Annotated in this window: 18 protein-coding genes; 14 read left to right on the top strand and 4 right to left on the bottom strand. The window is 70.8% G+C overall.

What is annotated here, in order from left to right:
* Positions 1-31 precede the first annotated feature (31 nt).
* The gene (locus ACGFNV_RS41705) at positions 32-979 is read left to right on the top strand and encodes a bifunctional riboflavin kinase/FAD synthetase (RefSeq protein WP_393630266.1); all 948 of its coding nucleotides are present in this window, start codon (positions 32-34) and stop codon (positions 977-979) included.
* A gap of 123 nt (positions 980-1,102) precedes the next feature.
* On the opposite strand, the gene ACGFNV_RS41700 is transcribed toward ACGFNV_RS41705, so the two are convergent.
* The 3 genes from ACGFNV_RS41700 to eccE all read right to left on the bottom strand — a co-directional run bounded on the left by ACGFNV_RS41700 (position 1,103) and on the right by eccE (position 7,053).
* A complete protein-coding gene (locus tag ACGFNV_RS41700) occupies positions 1,103-4,597 on the bottom strand; it encodes an SCO5717 family growth-regulating ATPase (protein WP_393630264.1) in 3,495 nt (1,164 codons plus the stop codon).
* A gap of 345 nt (positions 4,598-4,942) precedes the next feature.
* A complete protein-coding gene (locus ACGFNV_RS41695) occupies positions 4,943-5,740 on the bottom strand; it encodes a hypothetical protein (protein WP_393630262.1) in 798 nt (265 codons plus the stop codon).
* Positions 5,737-7,053, bottom strand: coding sequence for a type VII secretion protein EccE (eccE, locus tag ACGFNV_RS41690; protein WP_393630261.1), 1,317 nt, complete (start codon positions 7,051-7,053; stop codon positions 5,737-5,739). The genes ACGFNV_RS41695 and eccE overlap by 4 nt, the downstream gene beginning before the upstream one ends.
* Before the next feature lie 198 nt (positions 7,054-7,251).
* On the opposite strand from eccE, the gene eccB reads away from it, so the two are divergent.
* From eccB to ACGFNV_RS41625, 13 genes are all read left to right on the top strand, one after another.
* Complete coding sequence (gene eccB, locus ACGFNV_RS41685; protein WP_393630259.1) at positions 7,252-8,772, top strand: type VII secretion protein EccB; 1,521 nt, start codon at positions 7,252-7,254, stop codon at positions 8,770-8,772.
* A 17-nt stretch (positions 8,773-8,789) separates the two neighbouring features.
* Positions 8,790-10,061, top strand: coding sequence for a type VII secretion-associated serine protease mycosin (gene mycP / locus ACGFNV_RS41680; protein ID WP_393630399.1), 1,272 nt, complete (start codon positions 8,790-8,792; stop codon positions 10,059-10,061).
* A 192-nt stretch (positions 10,062-10,253) separates the two neighbouring features.
* On the top strand, positions 10,254-10,754 hold the full coding sequence (locus ACGFNV_RS41675) for an SAV_915 family protein (RefSeq protein WP_393630257.1): 501 nt from the start codon (positions 10,254-10,256) through the stop codon (positions 10,752-10,754).
* Positions 10,754-11,056: a DUF6317 family protein gene (locus ACGFNV_RS41670; protein WP_393630255.1), complete on the top strand. Its 303-nt coding sequence runs from the start codon at positions 10,754-10,756 to the stop codon at positions 11,054-11,056. The genes ACGFNV_RS41675 and ACGFNV_RS41670 overlap by 1 nt, the downstream gene beginning before the upstream one ends.
* Positions 11,056-12,333, top strand: a complete 1,278-nt coding sequence (locus ACGFNV_RS41665; protein ID WP_393630253.1) for a WXG100 family type VII secretion target — start codon at positions 11,056-11,058, stop codon at positions 12,331-12,333. Before ACGFNV_RS41670 ends, ACGFNV_RS41665 begins: the two co-directional genes overlap by 1 nt.
* Positions 12,311-12,844: a hypothetical protein gene (locus ACGFNV_RS41660; protein WP_393630251.1), complete on the top strand. Its 534-nt coding sequence runs from the start codon at positions 12,311-12,313 to the stop codon at positions 12,842-12,844. Before ACGFNV_RS41665 ends, ACGFNV_RS41660 begins: the two co-directional genes overlap by 23 nt.
* A 175-nt stretch (positions 12,845-13,019) precedes the next feature.
* On the top strand, positions 13,020-13,454 hold the full coding sequence (locus tag ACGFNV_RS41655) for a hypothetical protein (protein WP_393630249.1): 435 nt from the start codon (positions 13,020-13,022) through the stop codon (positions 13,452-13,454).
* Positions 13,454-15,154, top strand: coding sequence for a hypothetical protein (locus tag ACGFNV_RS41650; RefSeq protein WP_393630247.1), 1,701 nt, complete (start codon positions 13,454-13,456; stop codon positions 15,152-15,154). The genes ACGFNV_RS41655 and ACGFNV_RS41650 overlap by 1 nt, the downstream gene beginning before the upstream one ends.
* 217 nt (positions 15,155-15,371) lie before the next feature.
* The gene (locus ACGFNV_RS41645) at positions 15,372-16,451 is read left to right on the top strand and encodes a S8 family serine peptidase (RefSeq protein WP_393630397.1); all 1,080 of its coding nucleotides are present in this window, start codon (positions 15,372-15,374) and stop codon (positions 16,449-16,451) included.
* 57 nt (positions 16,452-16,508) lie between these two features.
* Positions 16,509-16,847, top strand: a complete 339-nt coding sequence (locus tag ACGFNV_RS41640; RefSeq protein ID WP_393630245.1) for a WXG100 family type VII secretion target — start codon at positions 16,509-16,511, stop codon at positions 16,845-16,847.
* A 58-nt stretch (positions 16,848-16,905) separates the two neighbouring features.
* Positions 16,906-17,208 carry a WXG100 family type VII secretion target gene (locus ACGFNV_RS41635; RefSeq protein WP_133930343.1) on the top strand — a complete coding sequence of 101 codons (303 nt, stop codon included), beginning with the start codon at positions 16,906-16,908 and terminating at the stop codon, positions 17,206-17,208.
* An 849-nt stretch (positions 17,209-18,057) separates the two neighbouring features.
* Complete coding sequence (locus ACGFNV_RS41630) at positions 18,058-18,363, top strand: serine protease (RefSeq protein WP_393630243.1); 306 nt, start codon at positions 18,058-18,060, stop codon at positions 18,361-18,363.
* Between the two features lie 4 nt (positions 18,364-18,367).
* Positions 18,368-19,669 (top strand): YrhB domain-containing protein, encoded by a 1,302-nt coding sequence (locus tag ACGFNV_RS41625; RefSeq protein ID WP_393630241.1) that lies wholly within the window; start codon positions 18,368-18,370, stop codon positions 19,667-19,669.
* A 371-nt stretch (positions 19,670-20,040) separates the two neighbouring features.
* Here ACGFNV_RS41625 and eccCa read toward each other — a convergent pair whose 3' ends face one another.
* Positions 20,041-24,006 (bottom strand): type VII secretion protein EccCa, encoded by a 3,966-nt coding sequence (gene eccCa, locus ACGFNV_RS41620; protein ID WP_393630240.1) that lies wholly within the window; start codon positions 24,004-24,006, stop codon positions 20,041-20,043.
* Positions 24,007-24,279 lie beyond the last annotated feature (273 nt).

Here is a 24,279-nt window from a genome sequence, read left to right as displayed (position 1 = left end):
ACTACGGACAAGGGTTCGAGGAGCGGTCACAGTGCAGCGCTGGCGTGGCTTGGAGGAGATCCCCCAGGACTGGGGGCGCAGCGTCGTCACCATCGGCTCCTACGACGGGGTGCACCGCGGGCACCAGCTGATCATCCAGCACGCGGTGGACCGAGCGCGTGAGCTGGGCGTTCCCTCGGTGGTCGTCACCTTCGACCCGCATCCCAGCGAGGTCGTCCGGCCCGGCAGCCACCCGCCGCTGCTGGCCCCGCACCACCGCCGCGCCGAACTGATGGCGGACCTCGGCGTCGACGCGGTGCTGATCCTCCCCTTCACGACCGAGTTCTCGAAGCTGTCGCCGGCCGACTTCGTCGTCAAGGTCCTCGTCGACAAGCTGCACGCCAAGGCGGTCGTCGAGGGCCCCAACTTCCGCTTCGGCCACAAGGCCGCCGGCAACGTCGAGTTCCTCACCGAACTCGGCAAGGTCTACGACTACGAGGTCGAGGTCGTCGACCTGTACGTCACCGGCGAGGCGGGCGGCGGCGAGCCCTTCTCCTCGACCCTGACCCGGCGCCTGGTCGCCGAGGGCGACGTCGCGGGCGCCGGGGAGATCCTCGGCCGGCCGCACCGGGTGGAGGGCGTGGTCGTACGCGGCGCCCAGCGGGGCCGCGAACTGGGCTTCCCGACCGCCAACGTCGAGACCCTGCCCCACACCGCCATCCCCGCCGACGGCGTCTACGCCGGCTGGCTGCACGCGGGCGGCGAGGCGATGCCGGCCGCGATCTCCGTCGGCACGAATCCGCAGTTCGACGGCACGGAGCGCACGGTCGAGGCGTACGCCATCGACCGGGTGGGTCTCGACCTGTACGGGCTGCATGTCGCCGTCGACTTCCTGGCGTTCGTGCGGGGGCAGGCACGGTTCGAGACGTTGGAGGCTCTGCTGGAGCAGATGGCTGAAGACGTGAAGCGGTGCAGGGAGTTGGTGGCCGCGGCGGAGTAGCCGACGGCTGTACGACAGTAGCGACGGCTGTACGACGGCGAGTTCGGCTGTACGACGGCGGAGGGCGGCCGGTGCCTTGGAGGCACCGGCCGCCCTTTTGTTCTGCCGTGAGGCGCCCGCGGGTTACTGCTGAGGGGGCGGGGGCGGGGGAGGGGTCTGGCCGTCGGGGTGCGGGGGTTGGGGGGCCTGCGGTGCTTCTGGGGCCGGGGCCGGGGCCTGGGGGGCCTGGGGGTAGCCGTAGGCGGCGGGGTAGCCGGGCTGAACCGGCTGGCCCGGGTGGCCTTGCTGCTGCGGGTGGGGCTGGCCCGGGTGCGGGTAGGGCTGGCCCGGCTGGGCGGGGGCCTGCCCCGGGGGGAACTGGCCGGGCTGGGCCTGTCCCGGGTGGGCCTGCGCCGGTGGGACCTGTCCGGGCTGCGGGTAGGGCTGGCCCGGGGCGTACGGCTGGCCCTGGTGCGGGGGCTGGGGGTAGGCGCCGGGCTGACCGGGGTGCTGCTGTCCGGGGACCGGCTGGCCCGGCATCTGCTGGCCCGGGGCGGGGTGTCCCGGGAACGGCTGTCCGGGGATCGGCTGGCCGGGGCCGGGCTGGCCCGGGTACGGGCCGGGGTACGGCTGGCCCGCGTACTGGCCGGGCATCTGCTGGTCCGGGCCGGGCATCGGCGGGGCGGCCACGGGGGGCGGGTTGCCGTCCGAGGTCCACAGGCCGTGCGACTGCTGGTGGCGTACGAAGTCCTCCGCGACCATCGCCGCGAGGTTGAAGTACGCCTCCCGCACCTTCGGGCGCATCATGTCGAGGTCGACCTCCGCACCGGCGGAGAGATGCTCGTCGAAGGGCACGACGACGACGCCCCGGCACCGTGTCTCGAAGTGCGACACGATGTCCTCGACCTTGATCATCTTGCCGGTCTCGCGCACACCGGAGATCACGGTGATGGAGCGCGAGACGAGTCCGGCGTACCCGTGCGCGGAGAGCCAGTCCAGCGTCGTACTGGCGCTGCTCGCACCGTCCACCGACGGTGTCGAGATGATGATCAGCTGGTCGGCGAGGTCGAGCACACCGCGCATGGCGCTGTAGAGCAGGCCGGTGCCCGAGTCGGTGAGGATGACCGGGTACTGCTTGCCGAGCACCTCGATCGCGCGCCGGTAGTCCTCGTCGTTGAAGGTCGTCGACACGGCCGGGTCGACGTCGTTGGCGATGATCTCCAGCCCGGAGGGGGCCTGGGAGGTGAAGCGCCGGATGTCCATGTACGAGTGCAGGTACGGGATCGCCTGCACCAGGTCACGGATGGTGGCCCCGGTCTCGCGCCGCACCCGGCGGCCGAGCGTGCCGGCGTCGGGGTTGGCGTCGATGGCGAGGATCTTGTCCTGCCGCTCTATGGCGAGGGTGGAGCCCAGCGCGGTCGTCGTGGTCGTCTTGCCGACGCCGCCCTTGAGGCTGATCACGGCGATGCGGTAGCAGGAGAGCACCGGGGTCCGGATCAGCTCCAACTTCCGCTGCCGCTCGGCCTCCTCCTTCTTCCCTCCGATCTTGAACCGGGAGGACGCGGACGCCGGACGCCCGCTCTTCGCCTTCTGCTTCCTGTTGTTGAGCAGCCGGTCGGAGGACAGCTCCACGGCAGCGGTGTAACCGAGCGGCGCGGCACCGGGGTTGGTCGGCTGCCGCTGGTCGTGCTGCATCGGCTGCGGCCATGCGGCCCCGGCGCGGGGGTCGATGGGCTGCTGTGGGTGCGGCGCCGCTCCCTGCGGGTGCTGACCAGCGTGCTCGGGCGGCTGCGGGACTCCGTGCGGGGCGGCAGCCGGGGGAGCGCCGTCGGGCTGCGGCTGCCCTGGGTGCCCCGGCTGTCCCGGCAGTCCCTGCTGGGCAGGGGGCTGGGGGAAGCCGTAGCCGCCCGGCTGGGCGGGAGGGGTGGGTCCGGGTTGTGGCGCGTGAGGCTGCGGGAAGCCGTAGCCGCTCGGCGCGTGGGGTGCGTTCGGCGCGTGGGGCGCGGTGGGCGGCATGGGCGCGGGGGCGCTGGGGTGCGGGAAGCCGTAGCCACCGGGTGCGTTGGGCGCGGGGGGCGCGGGAGTCTGCTGGGCGCCGGGCCAGGCCTGCGCATCGGGGGCACCGGGGTGGGGGAAGCCGTAGCCGGGCCGGCCGGGCTGTGCCTGGGGTGCGGGCGGCTGGGGGAAGCCGTAACCGCCCGGGCCCTGGGGCTGAGCCTGGGGGTTGGGTGCCGGTGCGGGCGCGGTGTACGGCTGCTGGGGTGCCTGGGGCGGGGTGCCGGGCTGCTGGGCCGCCGCGGACTCCGGGTTCTGCGCGGCCGCCGGGTTCCAGGCGGGCGGTGCGGGCTGCGGAGCCTGTGGGTGGGCGGACGGCTGCTGCGGCGGCAGGGGCGACTGGGCCTGAGGGTGCCCCGGAGTCGCCGGGTTCCCGGGCTGCGGCTGTGCGGGCCACTGCGCGGCCGGTGCGGGGGCAGCAGGCTGGTACGACGGTGGCAGCGGCGGCACTCCGCTCTGCGGGGCGGGCGGGGGAGCCCAGGCAGTGGGCGGCGCACCCTGCGGTGCGGCGGCCGCGGCCGGGGCGGAACCGTCCTGCGGGGCCTCGCCGGCAGGCTCGGCCACGGGCGCCACCGCGTCTGCGGCCTCAGCGGTCGGGGCCACATGGTCCGAAACCTCGGCCTCGGCCTCAGGCGCAGGGGTGTCGGCAGCCCCGCCCTCCTCCTCGGATGCGGTGACATCGTCGCCCTGGGACACGGCGCCGTCAGTACCCGCGTCACCGGCAGTGACTTCCTGAGAGTCGACGTCGTCGGACTCACCCTCGGCCGCCGAAGCCGCCGGGTCCTCCGAGCCGTCGCCTACCCCGGGCGCACCGGGCGCACCGGGCGCACCGGGCTCGCCGATCTCCGCCCCTACGGAAGAGGCGTCGTCGCTGTCGGCGCCCAGGGAACCCGAGGAGTCCGCGGACGCACCCGCGTCCGTCTCCTCGGCCGGGGCCGCCGTGTCAGCCGTACCAGCCGGATCCTCCGAGTTCTCCGCGGCGCCGGCCGCCGAAGCATCGGCGCCGTCGGCCGCAGCCGCCCGCTCCGCGATCTCCTGCTTCAAGGCGACGGCGGAGAACCGCATGGTGGCGCCGCTCTCCAGATCCCCGTTCCCGGAACCAGCCTCCTCGGCATCGGAGGGCGAAGCCTGAGCACCCGTGTGCGACGGCGCGGCCCCCTGCCCCGCAGGGTCGGCCGGAGGCACCGGCGGCGGCGCCCACTGCCCCTGAGGCTGCCCCTCGACCGGACCCCCGGTCGAAGGCGTGGGCGGCGCGGGCGGCGTGAAGGGCACACCCGGAGCCGGAGCCGGAACCTGCGGAGGGTACGGACCTCCAGTCCCCTGAGCCGACGGCCCAGGAGGCGCGAACGGAGCCCCAGGAGCCACCCCGGAACCCGAACCCGAACCTGAACCCGGGCCCGCGCCCGAGCCGCCGCCGGCACCCGCACCTGTCCCCGACCCGTCACCCGCGTTCTGCGTGTACCAGGCGGGCGGCGCGTAGTCGATGGTGAACTCCCCCGTCGCCTCGACGGCGGAGTCCGCGTCGGTCTGGTCATCGCCGGGTGTGGCCCAGCCCCCGCGGATCCCGTCCCGATCGCTGCTCACAATTCCTCCTGGTGTGGTCGAGCACCCTCATGCCGTGCCGGGGCGACCATTACTTGTCGTCCTTTGTCGTTCGAGGTCGTCCGATCCACCGGCTCTCCCCCTGGGACGCCGACGCCCGGTCCACGGGTTCTGGCACGGCGCCCCCTCCCAGCCTAATCATCACGCGCCCCACCTCGGCAGGCCCGTCCGCTCACCAGCGCCCACCCATGACGTCGCGCACCCCTCAGAAGTGCCGCACACGGCCGCCCCATTGGCGAACAAACCAACCGATAGCGACTACGGCGTCACGCAGAAAAATGAACGAAACAACAACGCTTGCCCAATTCCAGGCAGGAAAACGCCGATTCAGTCCATCCGTCGCGGCATACCCAACAATCCGATCTCGGCGTCCGTGGGTTGGGTCAACACGTACTGCCGGTCACGGTCCGCACACCAGAGCGTGAGCCCGTCGGAGAGCGTGGGCAACGCCTCGACCTCGGCCCGGGGCAACGCCATGGTGCGGCCCAGCTCCGCGGCCTCGTCCGGCGAGATCCGCTGCACGCCGACCAGCCGCGCCTGCCGTACGAGCCGCGGCGCCAGGGGACTGAGATACGGCAGCAGCGTCAACACCGACTGCCACGGCCCGGAGACGACCCGCCCGCGCGGAGGCCGCATACCGCAGTCCCGCACCACCAGCACCGGAGTTCCCGCCGACGTGCCCTGCGGCGGCACCCGGCCCACGTCGTACACGGCCAGGCCGTTCTGTCCGCCGCCCATGGCGTGCACCATCTGCATCCAGGCCTGCGGCCGCCCCGTCTCCACGGCGACACGCGCTCCCGTCGCCGCCGCTCTGAGGGCGATGACCTGCGCGGTCCACAGACCACCGATGAGGACGACGTCGTACGGCGTCGGCCGGTTGAGGCCCAGCACCGCGGGGCGCCCCTCCGCGTCCACCCCGACGACGACACCGTCGTCCCCGATGGGCAGCGCGAGCGCGTCCAGTTGGTCCAGGGGCACGGAGTGGCGTCCGTGTCGGGGGCCGAGCAGGCCGAAGCCTCTGCGCAGCAGTTCGCGTGCCCGCCCGTCACCGGAGGTCTGCGGCTCGCCGGGAGCGGCGGCCGCCGCCCGTGTCGTGCGTGCCGTCCGGGTGTTCGTCGGTGTCATCGGGCCCCTCCGAGGGGGAGAGTGGCGAGCATGCCGGGCACCTGTTCCCGGTCGAGACGGGCGAGCCCCGCACCGGCGTGGCGTGCCGCCGCCTGCACCGCACGCCGGGCCGCGACGAGTTCGTCGTCACTGCGCCCGGTCACCCGCAGATGGCCGCACAGGGAGACCTCCTGGCGCTCCCCGCGCGCGAGCGTGAGGCTGAAGGTGGTGGCGAGCGCGGGGACGGCGGTGACCAGGGCGAGGAACTGCGGCAGCGACGGTGCCCGCCGACCGCCCAGGGTGGGCCAGCGGCGTATCCAGTACGTGGTGTGCCGCCGGTTGTCGCAGCGCCAACTGCGGCCCGACTCCTCGGTCCGCCGCTCCCGCGCCTCCGTACGTCCGGCCTCCGCCGTCACCAGCGGGTTGGCGCTGGCCGAGGTGGCGATCGCGGTGGTCAGTTCCTCCTCGTCGAGGACGGTGACGCGGAACCCGGCCCCGGTCAGCCGGCTCGCGAGATGGTCGGCGGCACGCACGACGCACTTCTGCGCCCCGACGAGACCGCCGCCACGCGCGGCCACGGCCTCCGGACACAGCTCGGGGTCGAGCTTCAGCGCGATCCAGGTGATGCGCACCGCCGGCGCACCCGTCTGCTCCTGCAACGGCGCGTAGTTGGAGACGGCGACCGACTGCTGGGGCAGATGGAGCGCGGGCGCGGGCTGCGTGTGCAGTACGACCTGCGCCGACTCCAGGCGGATTCCGTCCACTTCGAGGGCGTCGTGCACCAGGGCGAGCGGCAGCGGCTGCCGGTTGCGCTCGGCGCGCAGCGCGGTCGCGTCGGCCTCGACCTGGAGGACGGCGGTGACGAACGTGCCGTCCCCGACGATGCCGATGGGCCGCCGGTCACGGCTCGCATAGGTGTACGTCCGCAGGCTCGGGTCGCACTCCACGGCCGGCGCGAACCCCGGCTCCGTCCCGGGCGGTATCGGCGTATTGGCGGCACGGCGCTGCCGTGCCCGCAACGCCCGCGCCGTACCGAACCACTCCGGGAGGGAGCGGCCGCGGCGGCGGACGAAGGCGGCGAGCACCAGGACGGCCGCGACGACGCCCGCCACGATCAGGGCCACCGGGTCGATCACCCAGCCGACCAGCAGGGCGGCGGCCGCGATCTCCAGCAGGACAAGGCGTTGCAACCGGAACACTCCGGTCTGCCCCGAACGCGTTCTCAGATGGAGCGCGCCCGGCGCCGACGACCGCTGCTCCGGCTCCGGCCGGGGCGCCGAGGCTCCCCGCCTCCGCGACCGTTCACGGGACGGCACGCGCGTTCCGGAAGCCATCACTCCATCCCCCCGTTTTGTTCACAACTCGCCGGTGTTCCAGCACCACACCGGGCCCTCGAAGTCCAGGCACCCTACCCGCGCCACAAGTCACCGCGGACACCAGGCATAGTAGGGGGCCGGTCTGACAACGGAGGGCGCGGGGACCGCGTCACCGGCGAGCGCGGCCCAGGCGAAAACGGGGAGAGACAGGCACAGATGGCATCTCGGCGCGACCAGCTCAATGCCTACACCTTCGCGAAGCGCCGCATGCTCGCGGCCTTCCTTCAGTCATCGTCCGACGGTTCGGAGGAGGCGGCACCACGCCCGCTGCGGGCGATCGTCCCCAGCGTCATCGTGGGCGTCGTCGTCATGGCCGTCTTCGGCGCCTGGGGCATGTTCAAGCCGACCGCGCCCAAGGGCTGGGACACCCCCAACGCCAAGGTGATCGTCGCCGACAAGTCGACCACCCGGTACGTCGTCCTCAAGACGGACGGCGAGGTCCAGCTGCACCCGGTCCTCAACATGGCGTCCGCCAAGCTGCTCCTCAACTCCAACCAGGGCGAGGTCGTGACGGTCGCCGAATCCGTCCTCGACAGCGGGAAGATCCCGCACGGCGTCACGATCGGCATCCCGTACGCGCCCGACCGCCTGCCGGAGGCCTCGGAGGCGGGCAAGGCGAAGCGCTGGGTGGTCTGCGAGCGCCCGAGCGCGGGCGGCGGCTCCATCCAGAAGGCCGCGCTGGTCCTCGCCTCCCGCGACATGAAGTCCACCGAGGGCAAGGAGCGGTTGCGCGGCGGCCAGCTCCTCTACGTCGTGGACCCGGACAAGAACCGCTACGTCGTCGACGCGAAGGGGACCGCGTACCGCGTCGACAAGTCCGACGAACTCCTGCTGCGCGCCGTGGTCGGCTCCGGCCGCGTCCCCGAGCCGGTGTCGAAGGAGTGGCTGGAGACCCTGCATCAGGGCGACCCCATCAGCTTCCCCGACATCACCGACCAGCCGGGCACCGCGGCCGACGCCCCCGGCCAGCTCGACGCGTCGACCAACAAGGTCGGCATGGTGCTCAAGGCCTTCGACAACAACAGCGAGCAGTACTACGTGGTGCTGCCGGGCCGGGTCGCCCCCGTCTCTGCCTTCGTCGCCCAACTCCTGCTGTTCAGCGAGGAACTGGCCCCGCTCGGCCAGGCCGGTCACGCCCGGGAGGTGAGCCCCGGCGCGATCGTCCCCGGCAAGCCCTTCGGCACCGAGCACCGCTGGCCGACCGGCGACCCCGCCCCCGTCAACGAGGCGTCCGGCACGACCGGCAGCCGCAGCACCGTCTGCAACGTCCTGCGCGACGTGAACGGCTCGGGTGCCACGACCCTGAGCACCTGGGCGGGCACCGACTTCCCCGCCAAGCTCCCCACGGGCTCCTCCAGCGCCTACGTCACGCCCGGCTCCGGCCAGCTCTACCGCCAGTACCAGGGCAGGGCGACCAACACGGGCCCCGTCTTCCTCGTCACCGACACCGGGCTGCGGTACGTCCTGCAGTCCAACGCCGACAGCGCCACCGACGACGCCGGCATCGGTACCACCGAGAAGGACCGCGAGCAGCTCCAGCAGGAGGCCAAGCAGGCCCAGACGCGCCTCGGTTACGCCGACGTCGACCCCGCGCCGATCCCCGCCGCCTGGTCCGAGTTCCTGCCCACCGGCCCACGACTGTCCACGGCAGCGGCACGTCAGCCGCAGGGCTCTTGAGGAAGGGGGCGACGGTGCTGCGTACGACGGCGTTCCTGGGGACCGGGGTGACGGTGCTGCGTACGACCCTCGTGGCGGCCGCGACCCTGCTGACGACGGCCACGGTCCTCGCACCCCCCGCGGCGGCGGCCGACCCGCCCTACTCGGACCAGTGCTCGTTCCCCAACGGCAAGTACCCCGGCCGCCCCTGGTCCCTGCAACGCGTCCTCCTGGACGAACTGTGGAGCCAGTCCAAGGGCAAGGGCACGCGCGTCGCCGTCATCGACACCGGCGTCGACATGACGAACCCCCAACTCACCCGCGCGGTGGACGCGAAGAGCGGCCGCAACTTCCTCCCGCGCGGCATCAAGGACGAGAACGGCGACCCCGTCGAGCGCGGCAAGGAGAACGGCACGACGGACACCGTCGGCCACGGCACCAAGGTCGCCGGCATCATCGCGGCCCGCCCGGCCTCCGGTACCGGCTTCGTCGGCCTGGCCCCCGAGGCGACGATCATCCCCATCGAGCAGAACGACGCCGAGGGCCACGGCACCGCGGACACCCTCGCCCAGGCGATCCGCTACGCCATCCAGGCCAAGGCCGACGTCATCAACATCTCCCAGGACACCTCGAAGGCGATCAAGCCCGCGGCCGCCCTGGAACAGGCCGTCGACGCGGCCCTCGCCCAGAACATCGTCGTCGTGGCCTCGGCGGGCAACGACGGCCTCGGCGGCAACGTCAAGAAGACCTACCCCGCCTCCTACAAGGGCGTCCTCGCGGTCGCGGCCTCCGACCGCAACAACGAGCGCGCCGCGTTCTCCCAGTCCGGCGACTTCGTCGGCGTGGCGGCCCCCGGCGTCGACATGATCTCCACGGTCCCCAAGGGCGGCCACTGCTCCGACAACGGTACGAGCTTCTCGGCCCCGTACGTCGCGGGCGTCGCGGCGCTCATCAAGGCCAAGCACCCGACCTGGACCGCGCGCGAGATCGTCGCCCAGATCGAACAGACCGCGGAACGCACCATCGCCGGCCACGACCGCCTCGTCGGCTGGGGCGTCGTCGACCCCGTCCGCGCCCTCACGGAGGACGACCGACCCGTGGAGTCCCCCGACCCCCGGTCGGGCCTCTCCAAGGCCGAGGCCCCCACTCCGGCCAGGTTCCGACTCGGCGAGACCCCCGACGAACGCAACGCCCGCCTCGCCACGTACGTCGCCGTGGGCGCCGCAGTCCTCGTGGCCGCGGCGGGCGGCACGGCGGTGGCCCTCAGGGACGCCAGGCGCCGGGCCAGGAGGACCGCCGGGGCGGAGTAGGGGCGGGTGCGGTCGAGGGGCACTCTTTCGGCCACCTGGTCATGCCGCGGTCAAACGCGCACCAGCCCGCGCCCAAACCGCCGTATGGGTTCCGCATGCCGCGCCCCCGCTGCCCGAAATAGCGGGATCCGCCCCACTGCCCGCTGGCTACTGTGATGACGCCACATCAGCCACGGCGAAGAGGAGACGGCGGTGAGCACACCGATCCGTTCACGCCTTCTCGACTACCTCGAAGCGGACCCACCGCAGACACCGGCCCCGCCCTGCCCGTCGGGTCCGGAACCCCGCCGTTCCCCCCTTCTCGACTACGCCGACGAGCAGCCGGTCGAGGCAGCACGACCGGAGGGCCCGAAGCCGGGCGTACCCCCGTACCACACCCCGGTGTTCGTCCCCGCGCACCCGCGCTACGTCGAAGCCACCGACGAATCCGGCACCCCCACCCGAGTCCCCTTCATCGCGTACGAACTCTTCGAGCACCCCACGGACGGCACCGTGGCCCTCGCCTTCACCTCCCTGGACCGGCTCGTGGCCGCGCTGGGCGAGGCCCAGCCGTGGGTCGTCACCTCCCTCGGCCCACTGGCCGAGGGCGTGGGCGGACAGGGCGTGACCGTCCGGCTGAACCCGCACCTGGCCCCCGGACCGCCCAACTGGCATCCCGCCGACCTCGCCGCCTACGCGCGGGAGGTGCGCTGATGGCGGCCGACTTCAAGGCGGTCCTGAGCGACCTCACCTCGATGTCCAAGACCTTCCACGACCAGGCCCGCGACTACCGCACCCTGCACGCCGACGTCGCCCCGCCCGTGGCCGACGGCGGAGACGCCGGACTCGACCACGCCCTCAAGGAGGTCGCCGACCTCATCGTCGCCCTGCACACCGGCTTCGCCGACCGGCTGGACGACCACGGCGACAAGGTGACGTACGCCCGCGACTCCTTCCAACGGCACGACATCGACGTGCACGGACTGTTCGAGGACCTCATGACGGGGGACGGCTGATGACCGGCGGAAGTTGGGTCGGCGGCGACATCGGCGGCCTGCGCACGATGGCCGAGACGTACAAGAACGCCAAGGACAAGCTCGACGACGTGGTCCGGCCACTCACCACCGCGGTCGAATCCCTCGTCGGCGACGCCGGCTGGAAGGGCGAGGCGGCCGAGACCTTCCGCGCCACCTGGAGCGAGGACGCGCTGGCGGCCGGCGCCTTCGCGAGTCTCGTCCACAGCGCCGGCGACATCCTCGCCACCCTCGTCGACGCACTCACCGCCTGCGAGACGGCCCTGCAGAACGCCGAGCACGTCGCCACACGCAAGGGCGTGACCATGGGCGACAAGGGCGTCCCGGAACCCATGGTCACCGCGAACCCGCCCAGCGCGGACGACCAGAAGGCGATCTCGGCGATGAACGAGTACGCCAAGGTACGCGACGAGGTCCTGCACACCGCCCAGCACGCACGGCTGGCGGCGGCGGACCAACTGCGCGGCCTGTACGAGCAGGTGACGAAACCGGTCTCGACCGGAGACAAGATCACCCTCGCCGACGCGCTGCGCGGTCTGTACGCGTACGACGCGGAGGACGCGCGGGCCGGCGGCAGAGAGGCCCGCACACTGCTGGACGGCGCCAAGGCGGAGGAGCGCGAGGCCAAGAAGGAACTCCGCGCGGAGCGCAAGGCCTTCCAGAAGGCGGGCCGGTCCCTCCCGAAGGACCTCCCCGCCAAGAGCGCCTATCGCGACGCGATGATGAAGGTCGACTCCCTCGAGGAGTCCATCGCCCGAGCCGACCACGGCAGTACGGCCCTCCCTTACGACCGCGCCCTGAACGTCAAACTGGCCGACGCCGCGGACGCCCTGCGCCTCGGCAAAGGCGTCGCCGAACTGCCCGAGTTCCTCCGGGAGATCCCCGTACTCGACGTCGCCGCGGCCGCCGCCTGCGGCCTGGTGGAGGCGAAGGAGGACCACGACAAGGGCTGGTCCTGGCAGCACTCCGTGGAAGTCGACGGCGCCGCGGCGCTCGGCGGTGTGGCGGTCGGAGCCGCCGCCGCTGCCGCCCTGCCCGTCGAGGGCGCCGTGGCGGTCGCCGGGGTCGGTGTGGTGGCCGCGATCGGCGCGACCAGTCTCCTCGACCACTCCTTCCACGAGCACTGGAGCGAGGACATCCACGACCACGGCGTGGTCGGGGGCGTGCTGACCGGCACGGGTCACGTGCTGACCGAGACCAAGGACGACGGCGTACGCATGGCGAAGGACATCTGGCATGGCGTCACGAGCATCTTCTGAGGCCCGGCCGGTCGAGGCCCCGGTCCCCATCCCCTCCCTGCCCAAGCTGGGCACCACCTGGTACAGGCGGGGCGCGCTCTACTGGCTCAGCCGAGCACGTACGACCGTCTTCCTGCTCCTGGTCATGGCCTTCTTCTGTTTCATCGCCCTCAGCCTCTACCAGGGGTTCCGCGACGAGATACCGCCCACCGCGCGCACCGTGTCCGACAGCGTGCAGGTGGCGGCGTCCGCCGTCGCCCTGGTCTGGGGCTGGATCAAGCAGCGCCGAAGCCACCGCGAAGGCATGCTCCACCCCCCGACCCCCGAGCAGACCCGCGCCGCCAAACGCGCCCACAACGGTCGTGCCCCCGGCCGGGTCGCACTCGGCCGCGCCCTGGTACTCCTCGCGGCACCCGTCATGCCGGCCTTCGCTGCCTACATCGTGGGCTGGCTGACCGCGTGGATGACGGTGCGCGAGTATCCCAGCGAGGTCGGGGCGCGACGCTGGTTGGAGGAACAGCGAGCCGCCTGAGGGCGGTGCCGTGGCGTGAAGAACCAATGAAGCTTCGTTCAGTGGTAGCACGGTTGTTGCATATGGCAGTTGGGGCTGTCAGAGGTATTCACTACAGTGGTCATGTTGCGGTCATGAACACTTGAGGGGCATTGGCTGCCCAGGACGGGCAGCGGAAACGGGGAGGGAACGCTTCGTGCTTCCTGCAGACATGGGCGGGGGCGCCGCCGACGTAGGCCGTGGCTTCATGGCGCTGTCGAAGTTCAAGGAGCGTGTGGACGACCTGCTCAAGGCCTTCGAGGACTCAGCGGGCGGCTCGTCCAAGGTCGGAACGCACCGCCTGTCGGAGTCCGCGTTCGGTATGGGGAACTTCCCCGAAGCGAAGGCGCTCCACGTGGAGTACGAGCGGGTCCATGAGCGCATCACGTCGCTGTCCAAGTCGCTCGGCCTCCAGCTGGAGGCCATGCGGATCGCCGTCCATGGCGCTGACGTCACCTTCGACAACCTCGAAGAGGACCAGCGGTACCGGTTCCACGAGATCCGGACCGAGGTCAACCAGGAACGCGAAGCGATGCTGAACGAGCAGACCAAGCGCGACAACACCGCCGACCACACCAACGCGGGGTACTGATGAGCGGCGACAAGAACAAGTCGGACAGTTACCAGGCGGCACGCCAGGACGCCACGCAGCAGAACACCGGCGTGGACGACGCGATGAACAAGGCGGCGGTGATCAGCCCCGCTGCCCCTGGCAGTCCCGGCGGCTTCGGCAAGACCAGCTTCGAGGGCTACGACCTCAACGAGATGATCGACATCGTGGAGTCGGCGAGCCCGGAGACCTTGGAGAGCGCGGCCACGGCACTCGTCGACGCCCGGGACGCCATCAACGAGGCGGCCGAAGAACTCAGCCGCAACCTCGGCAACGTCGACTGGCAGGGCGAGGCCCACACCGCCTTCTACACCTGGGGCACGAACCTGGCCACCACCGCCCTCGCGCTCGCCAATTACGCCGACGAGGTGGGCACCCAGGTGATGGCGGCCAGCTCGGGACTCGCCTCCGTACGCAAGTCCATGCCCCCGCGTGACACCCGCTCCGCCCCCAAATCGATCGATGAAATCCCTGAGACGAAGCGGATCGACAGCAACGAGGAGTACGCAGCGGCGGTCACGGCGGAGAACCACCGGCAGGAAGCCATCAACCAGATGTACCGGCTGGCGTCGTTCTACACGGTGTCTAGCGGGATGATGCAGCTGGCTGAGGAGCCGGTGTTTCCCAAGATGCCGGCTGCGGGGGTGCCGGAGCCGACGGGTGGCTACAAGGTGGAGCCTCCTGGAGGACAGGCGACCAATCCTGTTGCTCACACGAGGGGCTCGGAGATTGTGGGCCCTCACTCGACGCATGCCCCGACCGAGCGGGCGCAGTCGGACGTTTCTCTTCCGTCTGCCAGAGAGCTGGTCGATCCCCCCACACTCCCGGACCGGCACGTCGGTACGGAGATCGACAGCGTCGGTACGCTGCCGCCACAGGAGACCGTGAAGCCGACGACCATCACACCGCCCCCGACCGCTGGCCAAGGCGGAACTCCACCGGGGACGATTCCTCCCTTTGCCCCTGTTGCGGTACCCACTACTCCTCGAGGGCTGGCCGGGCGTACCTCTGGGTTCGGCGGAGTGCCTGGGAGCAAGCTGCCTGCCTCGGCGCAGGGGCGGGCCGGCGGTATCCCCGGCGGCACCTCTGCAGGGCGTACGGGAACCGGCCCCATCGGGCAGGCCGGGCGTGCCCTTGCACCGGGGCAGGCAGGCGGCCGTGCGAGTGGGCCTACGGGGCGAGGCGTGGTCGGCGGGGTGCCGAAGGCCGAGGGACAGGCGGCGGCCGGACGGGCCAGTGGTGTTCGGGGTCCGGTCACTGGCATGGGTACTGAGAACTCCGGCCGTCAAAGTGCTGGGCGCACAGGCGCCGGGCGTAGCACCGATGGCGTTGTCGGCGGGAAGCCCGTCACCGGAGCCACTTCCACTGCCAAGGGTTCCAAGCTGCCACGCGGAACGGTTGTAGGCGCTGAGGGTGGACCCACATCGCGCGGTGTGAGCGAGAGGCGCGGGGGCGCCCAGCGTGGGGTGATCGGAGCTCCAGGCTCAACGACGGGCGCGGGACAGACGCCTCGCCGTGCTGTCGGTAGCCCTGACGGCGTCGTCGGAACGCCGAAGGGACGAGCTACTGGGGCAAGGAACAGCAGGCCCGACGCGGCGCGTGGTTCAGCGGCCAACCAGAGTCCACGCGAGACGCGTGCACGTCGCGACCAGCGGCGCGACGACGCGTCGGCGACCGACTGACCGGACAAGAGCAAGGACAGACAGAGGAATGGTGGCAGGGATCAGTCGACGCGGCATGTGGAGCGCGCCTTACGCGAGACGAAATCGGAGACGGGTCTCCACCGTCTGCTCAGCGCTTGGCGCCTTGGTCGTCCTGTCCGCAGGCCTGGCTCCAAGCGCGCAGGCCGCCGACGTTCAGTCTCAGCAGTGGTACTTGTCGGCGATGAGGGCTGAGGAAATGTGGAAGGTGAGCACGGGCAAAGGCGTCAAGGTCGCTGTCATTGACTCGGGCGTCAACTCTGCCACCTCCTCTCTGAAGGGCCAGGTTCTGACCGACGAGGTACCGAAAGCCGTCGCTTACGGTGCGACAAAGGACTACTCGGGCCACGGAACAACCATGGCGGAGCTGATCGCAGGTACTGGTGCGGGTGATGGGCTGAAAGGCCTGGCCCCCGGCGCAAAGATTGTGCCTTACCGGATCACGTTCGACGATCTGAAGGACAAGGCGGAGAGGGAGAAGACCGCCAACTCGGCGCAGGCCATCAGAGCCGCTGCTGACAGCGACGCCAAGATTATCAACATGTCCTACGGTAGCCCCGGTGACGATCCAGAGGAGGAAGCGGCCATCAAGTATGCCCAATCCAAGGGCAAGTTGATGTTCGCAGGCGTGGGCAACGACGGGGAGAGGAAGAGCCTTATTGGTTATCCGGCCGCGTATCCGTACGTTGTTGGCGTCGCAGCCTCGGACGAGCACGGAAAGGTCGGAAAGTTCTCGGAGCACGGCAACTACGTAGACCTTGCGTCGCCTGGCCTCGACGTCCCGACTTGGTGTGACCACACGTTCCGTTCGTACTGTTCAGGCAAGGGCACCAGCCAAGCCACAGCCATCGCCTCCGCCTCCGCCGCCCTCGTCTGGTCCGCCCACCCGAAGTGGACGGCAAACCAGGTCCTCGCCAGCCTGATCGACACCGCCGGACGCGACTGGGCGAAGGACGACCCGAGCACGTACCTCGGATACGGGCTGATCCGTCCCCGCAAGGTGTTGGAGAACAGCGACTTCAACCCCGGCCCGGCCAAGACCGACCCGCTCGCCAAGGAAAACGCGGCGGGCGTCACGGGCGACAAGTCGGCCTCCCCCTCCGCACCAACCTCGTCACAGCCCTCGAAAAACACTTCAGGCGGCGCGACTTCGGCGGCAGGATCAAGCTCGGACACGTCCGACGACACCACGATGTGGGTGGCCGTCGGAGCCGCGGTGGCTGTCCTGGCAATCGGCGGCGGCATCTTCGCCGTCGTGCGCAAGAGGCGAACCACCTGACGCACCTCAGAACCACGCACCACGCACCACCCGAACTCCACGAAGGGATGTCCCGCAATGGCAGATGGCCAGCGGCTCAATGACGGCGACGTAATCAAGCTCGAAAAGAACATCGTGGAGAGGTACGAGTCCATCAAGGGCCAGCTCTCCCGCCTCCAGGGAACGCTGGACATGATGGAGGCGAACTGGCGAGGCATCGGCGCCAAGGCCTTCAACGACAAGCAGGTCGAGATCAACGAGCGCGTGAAGCACATCGGCGGGCTGCTCACCTGGTTCCTGGACAACATCAACGCCACCCGCAAGGACAAGGACAAGCTCGAGGACGAGGTCCGCGCGACCATGTCGAGCATCGACGTCCAGCAGGGCGGCGCGCACTCGGCTCTCAACAGCTACTGAGCGGGGCCGCGGGGCCACAGAGCCCCCACCGAACTTCAACGAAGAGAGATGAGGAACCATGGCTGGAGTGCACTACGACGAACTCGCCGTAAAGTACGGCGGTCTCGACGCGATCACCACCGAGCTCGGTAACCAGGCCAAGAAGCTCGAAGAGGACCTCCAGGCGCTGAAGGCCGCCGTGGTCCAGGCCGCCGCCGGCTGGGAGGGCGAGGCCGCGACCGCCTTCGGCGAGAAGATGAAGCAGTGGGACGCCGACGCCGCCGCCATCCACACGGCCCTCGTCAGCATCGGCCAGAAGGTCAACACCGCCAGCGGCGACTACCGCGGCGGCGACCTCAAGGCAGCCAGCTACTTCCAGTGAGCTGACAGAGCGACATCCGGGGTGGGCACGCGCGGGAGGTGCCCACCCCGTCCCGTATCACCTTGAGGAACCACCAGTGGTCTGGGACGAGTGGGAAGGGCTGAAAAGGTAGGCGGTTGAGCGCGAAGCGGCCGCCTCGGACCCTCCGGCTCGGGGAATCGTCAGAAAATCAGCAAAGCTAATCGCGGGACTGGAACCGACCGCGACACCAGACGACCCTGACGCAGCCGCACGCGTCGAAGCGCCCCCAGGCCTCGACGCAACAACCCTCGGCGCCACCGAGCGGATACAGCGGATCAGGCATACGATCGCCGCTTCCGGGACACCACAGTCCTCCTCCCCATCGTGCGAGGCGAGGGCTTTCTGACCGCCGACTTCGGTGGTGTGCGATGGATCCATGCCTTCACCAGCGAAGCGAACGTCGCCAGATTCGACCAGTTGCAGGGCGGCCCCCGAGACGGACGCGACTGCGTCTCGGTGCTCGGCTGGCGCCTCCTGGACGTAGTGATCCCGGAGATGGGCGTGCCGACACCAGCAAGCAGGGCTTGAAGGACGCCGCCAGGGACGTGATGACCTCGCAGGCGATGACCGGCCCCATCCCCGGCCCACTGAACGTCCAGCACGCCACAGGCGTGAGCGATGAGCAGTACGAGGCATTCCTGGACGAGACCTTCGGGCCCTCCCCCCTGAGGAGCGGGCCCAGGCTGCGTACTCGGCGCACGTCTTCCACGCTGAGAACCCACCCATGGAGTTGTCTTCCTGGACGGCCAGTTCGGCGCCTTGGGGCGACTCGAAAAGAATGCGTCTGCAATTGGGCACATTCCGTATCACGAGGGAGTCAAGTAAGCGGTGAGCAAGTCCGAAGCAGTCGAGGCAGCCGCACAGTTCGTAAGGACGAGGTATCCCGACAAAACCGACTCCTTGGTCATGCTGCCGGAATCCGAGGAGTACGGCTTCGGTTGGGCGATCCGGTTCGACTGGAAGGAGCATCTCGAGACCGGGCATCTCGCGGATGCGCCCTTCACTGCTGTGGTGATTGTTCCGCACGAGGAAGAAGCGGCGCACTGGCCGCCGACCGCACTTCCCGTCGCCGAGTACATGCGTCGGCGTGAAGTGGGCGACTGGCCGGGCATCGACCAGCGCCCCGGGAGCTGACCCAGTGCTCAGCCCTGATCGACAGGCCGCAGCCTGGCTCCACCACACCTACCGAGACCTCGTCGAACTGGCCGCCCCCCACCCCGTGTACGAGACCACCACGGCGTGGATGTTCGCCTGCCGGACCCTTGCGCAACCGGGGTACCCTCCCACACCCATGCTGGCGGCCTCCCTGGTCGTCTCCAAGGACGGCAGCGCGCCGTTCCACCCCTCGGCCAGTGATCCGCTCGCTGACATGGCACCGGCCGCCCCGCAGGAGGCGGCCAACCGCGTCTCCGCCCAGTCCCGCCGGATCAATGCGCGCGGTTGCGTGGTGACTGTGCATTCCGCGATCGACGGCGCCCCCTCGACGCCCCTGCCGTGGCAGCCCTCCGACGAGGCTCCCGGCTGGTGGGACCGGCTGGCCCGGCGCTACTTCCCGAGCTTCGAACAGATCCCGGTCAGTGACTGGGACTCGGTGATCAGAGCGGTGGGCGACCCGGGCCCGGACACCCGCGGTGTGGTCTGGGTCCGTCGGCAACTCGGCGGAGCTGAAGCGACCGGCAACCTGCTCTACGCACACAACAACCATGGGCAGGTCGTCCTGCTGGACGCCCAGGTGGGCGGCCTGGCGAAGCTCGACACGTCCATGCTCCGTGAGTTGGTCCTCATCCGCCAACTGCCGGACACGGGACCGGCCCAGCGCTGGCCGTGGGAATCAGAGGCGAACGACTTCGGCTCCGCGCTCCGCAAGGCACAGCTGTGGGTGGACCAGGCCTACAACGGCGCTGTCCAGCTGCTCGACCCCGCACCGCAGGACGAGATCCGACGCGGTTGGGTGTTCGCGTGCAACACGAAGAGCTACCTGCGTGACGGCCACTGGCAGGACGCCATGCTCGACGCCACGCTGATTGTGCCCAAGTCGACGACAGCCCCCTTCGGCCTGCCCAACGCCGACCCCTGGACCTGGCTGGCCCGCTGGGACGCCGGCGGGAGCCCGGGCTCGCCGGGCTTCTCGAAGCCCCCACCACCCGCTCAAGCGGCCTGGTTCCAGCCCACCCTGTCCGCTCTCGGCCCCGTCCTCTCCACCACCGCCCACGCGACCTGGTCCACCGCGATGGAGGAGCTACGGGCCTTCCCCCTGGAGGCCCGAGCCGTTGTCTGGGTGCGCCGCGTGGACACCCGCGGACGAGAGTCCGTCGGCTGGCTCCTGAACGCGGTACACACGTCCCAAGGAGTCACGCTGATCGACGGAGCCGCCTCGGACGCCGTGCCCTCACTTGAGGGACCTGGCGTCCACGCCCTGTATGTCATCCGCTATCGGTGACCTCTCGAAGAAGACGTCGTCCCTCGGAGGGCGGTGATCTCGCCCTTGTTGTCCGTGTCCTCCTTGGCGCGGCCCTCCGGCGGAACGTTCGTCGTGATCGCCGCACCGATCGCCAGCTCCTTCTGGCTCGCTTCGAGGTCGCCGAAGCTGCTGGGGTCCGGTGCGGGGTGTCCGCCGCTGCCGGGATCCCGAGGCCCGTGCTCCCCGGGCGGGCCTGAATGCTCCGGCTTCCAACGGGCCAGATCCGTGAGCCGAGTACAAACTGGTTCACGGATCTCGCCGCATCTTCCACACGTCACAGCCGTACCACTGGACAATGCGGGGCGAAGCCCTCCGGGGTTCTCGACAGGAAACGGTGCCTCGACCAGCGCCTAGTACGTCCCCTCCACCAACCCCACCTGCACCAACGGCTTCCCCCTCCGCCGGGACACGAAGACCCCCCGCCCCGCAGGCATCGGCCGCGGCCGGACCCCGCCCAGGAGATCGCCCTCGCCCGGGTCGCCCGCCAGGACGACGCCCTGGGCGCCCAGTTCCTTCATGCGCTGCATGAAGGGCTCGTAGGAGGCACGCCCTGCGCCCGCTGTCGAGCGGGCGATGATGAAGCGGACGCCGACGTCGCGGGCGAAGGGGAGGAGTTCGGTGAGCTCGGAGAGCGGGTTGCCGCTGGAGGTGGAGACGAGGTCGTAGTCGTCGATGACGACGTAGACCGTCGGGCCGCGCCACCAGCTGCGGTCCCGTAGCTGCTGGGCCGTGACTTCCGCCGTGGGCGTGCGGCGCTGCATGAGGTTGGCGAGAGCCGACATGTGGTGCTCCATGGCGTTGGACATCGGGATGTACTCGGCCAGGTGGGAGGACGGCGTCACGTCGAGCAGGGAGCGCCGGTTGTCGACCACGAACAGCTTGCACTCGTCGCCCGAGTAGCGCTCCGTCAGCTGCTTGACCAGCAGGCGCAGCAGGTTCGACTTGCCGGACTCGCTCTCGCCGAAGACGAGGAAGAACGGGTCCTGTTCGAAGTCGACGAAGACCGGTTCGAGGTTGTCCTCGTCGAGGGCGAAGGCCACTCCGCGGCGCGGGAAGCGGTCGCCCGGGGGGAGATGGTTCGCGGGGAACTCGCGGGGGAGCAGCCGGACCTCGGGGGCCGGCGGCGCCTGCCAGTGGCGCGTGACCTCCGTCGCCAGTGCCTGCGTAGCGTCCGACAGGTCGGTGTCGGAGGTGAGGCCGTCGATGCGTGGCACCGCCGCCATGAAGTGCAGCTTCTGCGGGGACTGGCCCCGGCCCGGCACGCCCGTGGGGACGTTCGCTGCGACCTTGCGGTCCATCTCCGAGTCCATCGGGTCGCCGAGCCGCAGCTCCAGGCGGTTCATCAGGTGGTCCTTGAGGTTCGCGCGGACCTCCATCGACCGCGACGCCGTCAGGACGACGTGGATGCCGTAGCCCAGACCGCGCGCCGCCATGTCGACGACGATCGGCTCCAGCGTCTCGTAGTCCGTACGGAAGTTGCCCCAGCCGTCGATCACGAGGAAGACGTCGCCCCACGGCTGGTCCGTGACCGAGATGTCGCCGCGCGCCCGGCGGGTACGGAAGTCCGCGATCGACGGGATGCCGGCCGAGCGGAAGTACTCCTCGCGGCGGGTCAGTACGCCGTACACCTCGGCCACCGTGCGCCGTACCCGCTCCGGGTCCAGGCGTGAGGCCACCCCGCCCACGTGGGGGAGGCCCGCCACCGACGCCATGCCGCCGCCGCCGAAGTCGAGGCCGTAGAACTGCACCTCGTGCGGCGTGTGCGTGAGGGCGAAGGAGCAGATCAGCGAGCGCAGGAGCGTCGACTTGCCAGACTGCGGGCCGCCGATGACCTGCATGTGACCCGCCGCGCCGGAGAAGTCGACCCAGAGGGGATCGCGGCGCTGCTCGTACGGCTTGTCCACGAGGCCGACCGGGACGACCAGACGGCCCGCGCCCTCGTAGCCCGGCTGCGTGAGACCCCGGCCGTCCACCGCCGTCAGGCCCGGCAGGAGGTCGTCCAGCGACGGCGGGCTGTCCAGCGGCGGCAGCCACACCTGGTGCGCCGCCGGACCCTGCGCCTCGAGGCGGCGCACGATCACGTCCAGCACGGTGTCCGCCAGCGCCTCATCGACATCCGGAGCGCCCGCGGGACGCTGCTGCGGCACCTGCACGTACTGCACCGGCACCTCCGCCGCCGTGAACAGCACCGGCCGCCGGTCCACCGGCAGCGGACCGCCGCCCAGCGCCGCCCGCTGTGTACCCGAGCGGTACACGCCGGAGACGTACGCCGCCTTGAACCGCACCATCTCGTCCGTGCCGAACTTCAGGAACCCGGAACCGGGCACGTTCGGCAGCTCGTAGGCGTCCGGGACACCGAGCGCGGCCCGCGACTCGGCGGCCGAGAACGTGCGCAGACCGATGCGGTACGACAGGTACGTCTCCAGGCCGCGCAGCCGGCCCTCCTCCAGACGCTGCGACGCCAGCAGCAGGTGCACGCCGAGGGAGCGGCCGATGCGGCCGATCTGGACGAACATCTCGATGAAGTCCGGCTTGGCCGTTAGCAGTTCGCTGAACTCGTCGATCACCAGGACGAGCGAGGGGATCGGCTGCAGGGGAGCGCCGGCCGCGCGGGCCTTCTCGTAGTCGTGGATGTTGGCGTAGTTGCCCGCGTCACGGAGCATCTCCTGGCGGCGGTTGAGCTCACCACGGATGGAGTCGCCCATGCGGTCGACCAGGGTGAGGTCGTCGGCGAGGTTGGTGATGACGGCCGCCACGTGCGGCATCTGCGCCATGCCGGCGAAGGTCGCGCCGCCCTTGAAGTCGGCGAGGACGAAGTTCAGGGTCTCGGAGGAGTGGGTGACGGCGAGGCCGAGCACCAGCGTGCGCAGGAGCTCGGACTTGCCGGAGCCCGTCGCGCCCACGCACAGCCCGTGCGGGCCCATGCCCTCCTGCGCGGCCTCCTTGAGGTCGAGCATCACGGGCCGGCCGTCCTCCCCGACACCGATCGGCACCCGCAGCCGCTCCGCCAGCGAACGCTGCCGCCAGGTGCGCTTGGTGTCGACGGACGCCGCGTCACCGAGGTTGAGCAGATCGGTGAACTCCAGGTTGGCCAGCAGCGGTTCGTCGTCGTCCCCACCGGTCGCCACCCGCAGCGGCGCCAGTTGCCGGGCGAGGGCCTCGGCGGACTCGGGGGAGAGGGCGTCGGGCGTCCCCTCGTAGACGACACCGTGCCCCGACTCGAGGTGCAGCGCGTCGGGCTGTACGACGATGGCGAGCTCGCCGCCCGCCCCGGTGAGCTCGCCCGCGACGACCTCCAGGACGGTCACGCCCTGCAGCCCCTCCGGGTTGGCCAGGACCGAGTCCGGCGGCAGGGACAGGCCGTCGAGGACGACGACGATGTGCGGCTCGTCCGGCAGCGGCGTCGCGTTGGGGTGGAAACGAGGGCGGCCGGTCAGCCGGGTGGACAGCAGGTTCTCCAGCTCGCGCGTGTCGCTGTCGATCAGCCTGCGGCTGCCCGCGCCGTCCACGGCGCCGGACGCCTGCGTGTGCGGCAGCCACTTGGCCCACTCCCAGTGCGGCAGCGCCTCCCGGCCCGCCGCGACCACGATGACCAGGTCCTCAGGGGAGTGCAGCGCGGCCAGCGAACCGGCCATGGCCCGGGCGGAGGAGCGTACGGAGTGCGGTTCACCGCTGATGGTGACGTGGTAGAAGGCCCGCAGGGAGACCGCCATCGGCAGGTCCTCCAGGGTGCCGTGCACCGCGAGGAAGCGCTGCATCGCGCCCGCCGTCAGCGGCTCCAGCTGTTCGACAGGACCGTGCTCCGGGGCGATCAGGGGAGTGGCGAGCGCCTGGGCACCGAGGCCGATGCGGACCTGGGCGAAGTCCTCGTCGCCCGCCCGCCGTTCCCACACCCGGCTGCCCTCGGCGACCAGCGCCCACAGCTGCTCGGGGGAGGGGTGGAGGTAGTACTGCGCGTCCCGCTGCGCCTTCGCCGTGTCGACGGCGGTGCGCCGGGTCTGCGTCAGATAGCTCAGGTAGTCACGGCGCATGTCCGCCAACTGCCCCTGGGAGCCGCGCCGGAAGCGGACCACCATCGCGATGGACATGGCCACCGTCGAGGCGATCATCACCATGCCCATGATCCTCATGAACGGCTGACCGCTCGTGAAGAAGAAGACCACCGAGCCACCCATGCCGAGCGTGGGCAGCAGCTGCATCAGCACGCTCTCCTGGTGCCCGCGCGGCAGTTCGGGCGGAGGCTGCAGGACGATCTCGTCCGTGGACACCTCGGGCGGCAGCACCCGAGGCGGGCGCTTGACGACGATGTGGCTCACTGGTCACTCATTCCCTAGGGCCTGTCCGGCGGCCTGTCCGGCGGACCGAGCCGCAGACGCGAGGCCTCGCACGCCCGCCTGCCGCGGTGTCGTCGGCCGTCGACTCCCCCGAGCTCTCGACGAGTTCGAGCAGGGACACCTCCAGGCACCCCGTCGCGTCGACGTCCTCCTCCGCCTTGCAGCCGGCCGCACCAGCCCCCGTTCACCTGCGCTCATCGGTTGCCGCAGCATTCCTACGACCCGCTCCGCCGGACAGACCCTGGCGGGGCCCCC

It is taken from the genome of Streptomyces sp. NPDC048751, assembly GCF_043198595.1.
Taxonomy (GTDB): Bacteria; Actinomycetota; Actinomycetes; order Streptomycetales; family Streptomycetaceae; genus Streptomyces.
The sequence above is the reverse complement of the archived record's forward strand: the minus strand, read 5'-3'. Positions and strand labels throughout refer to the sequence as shown.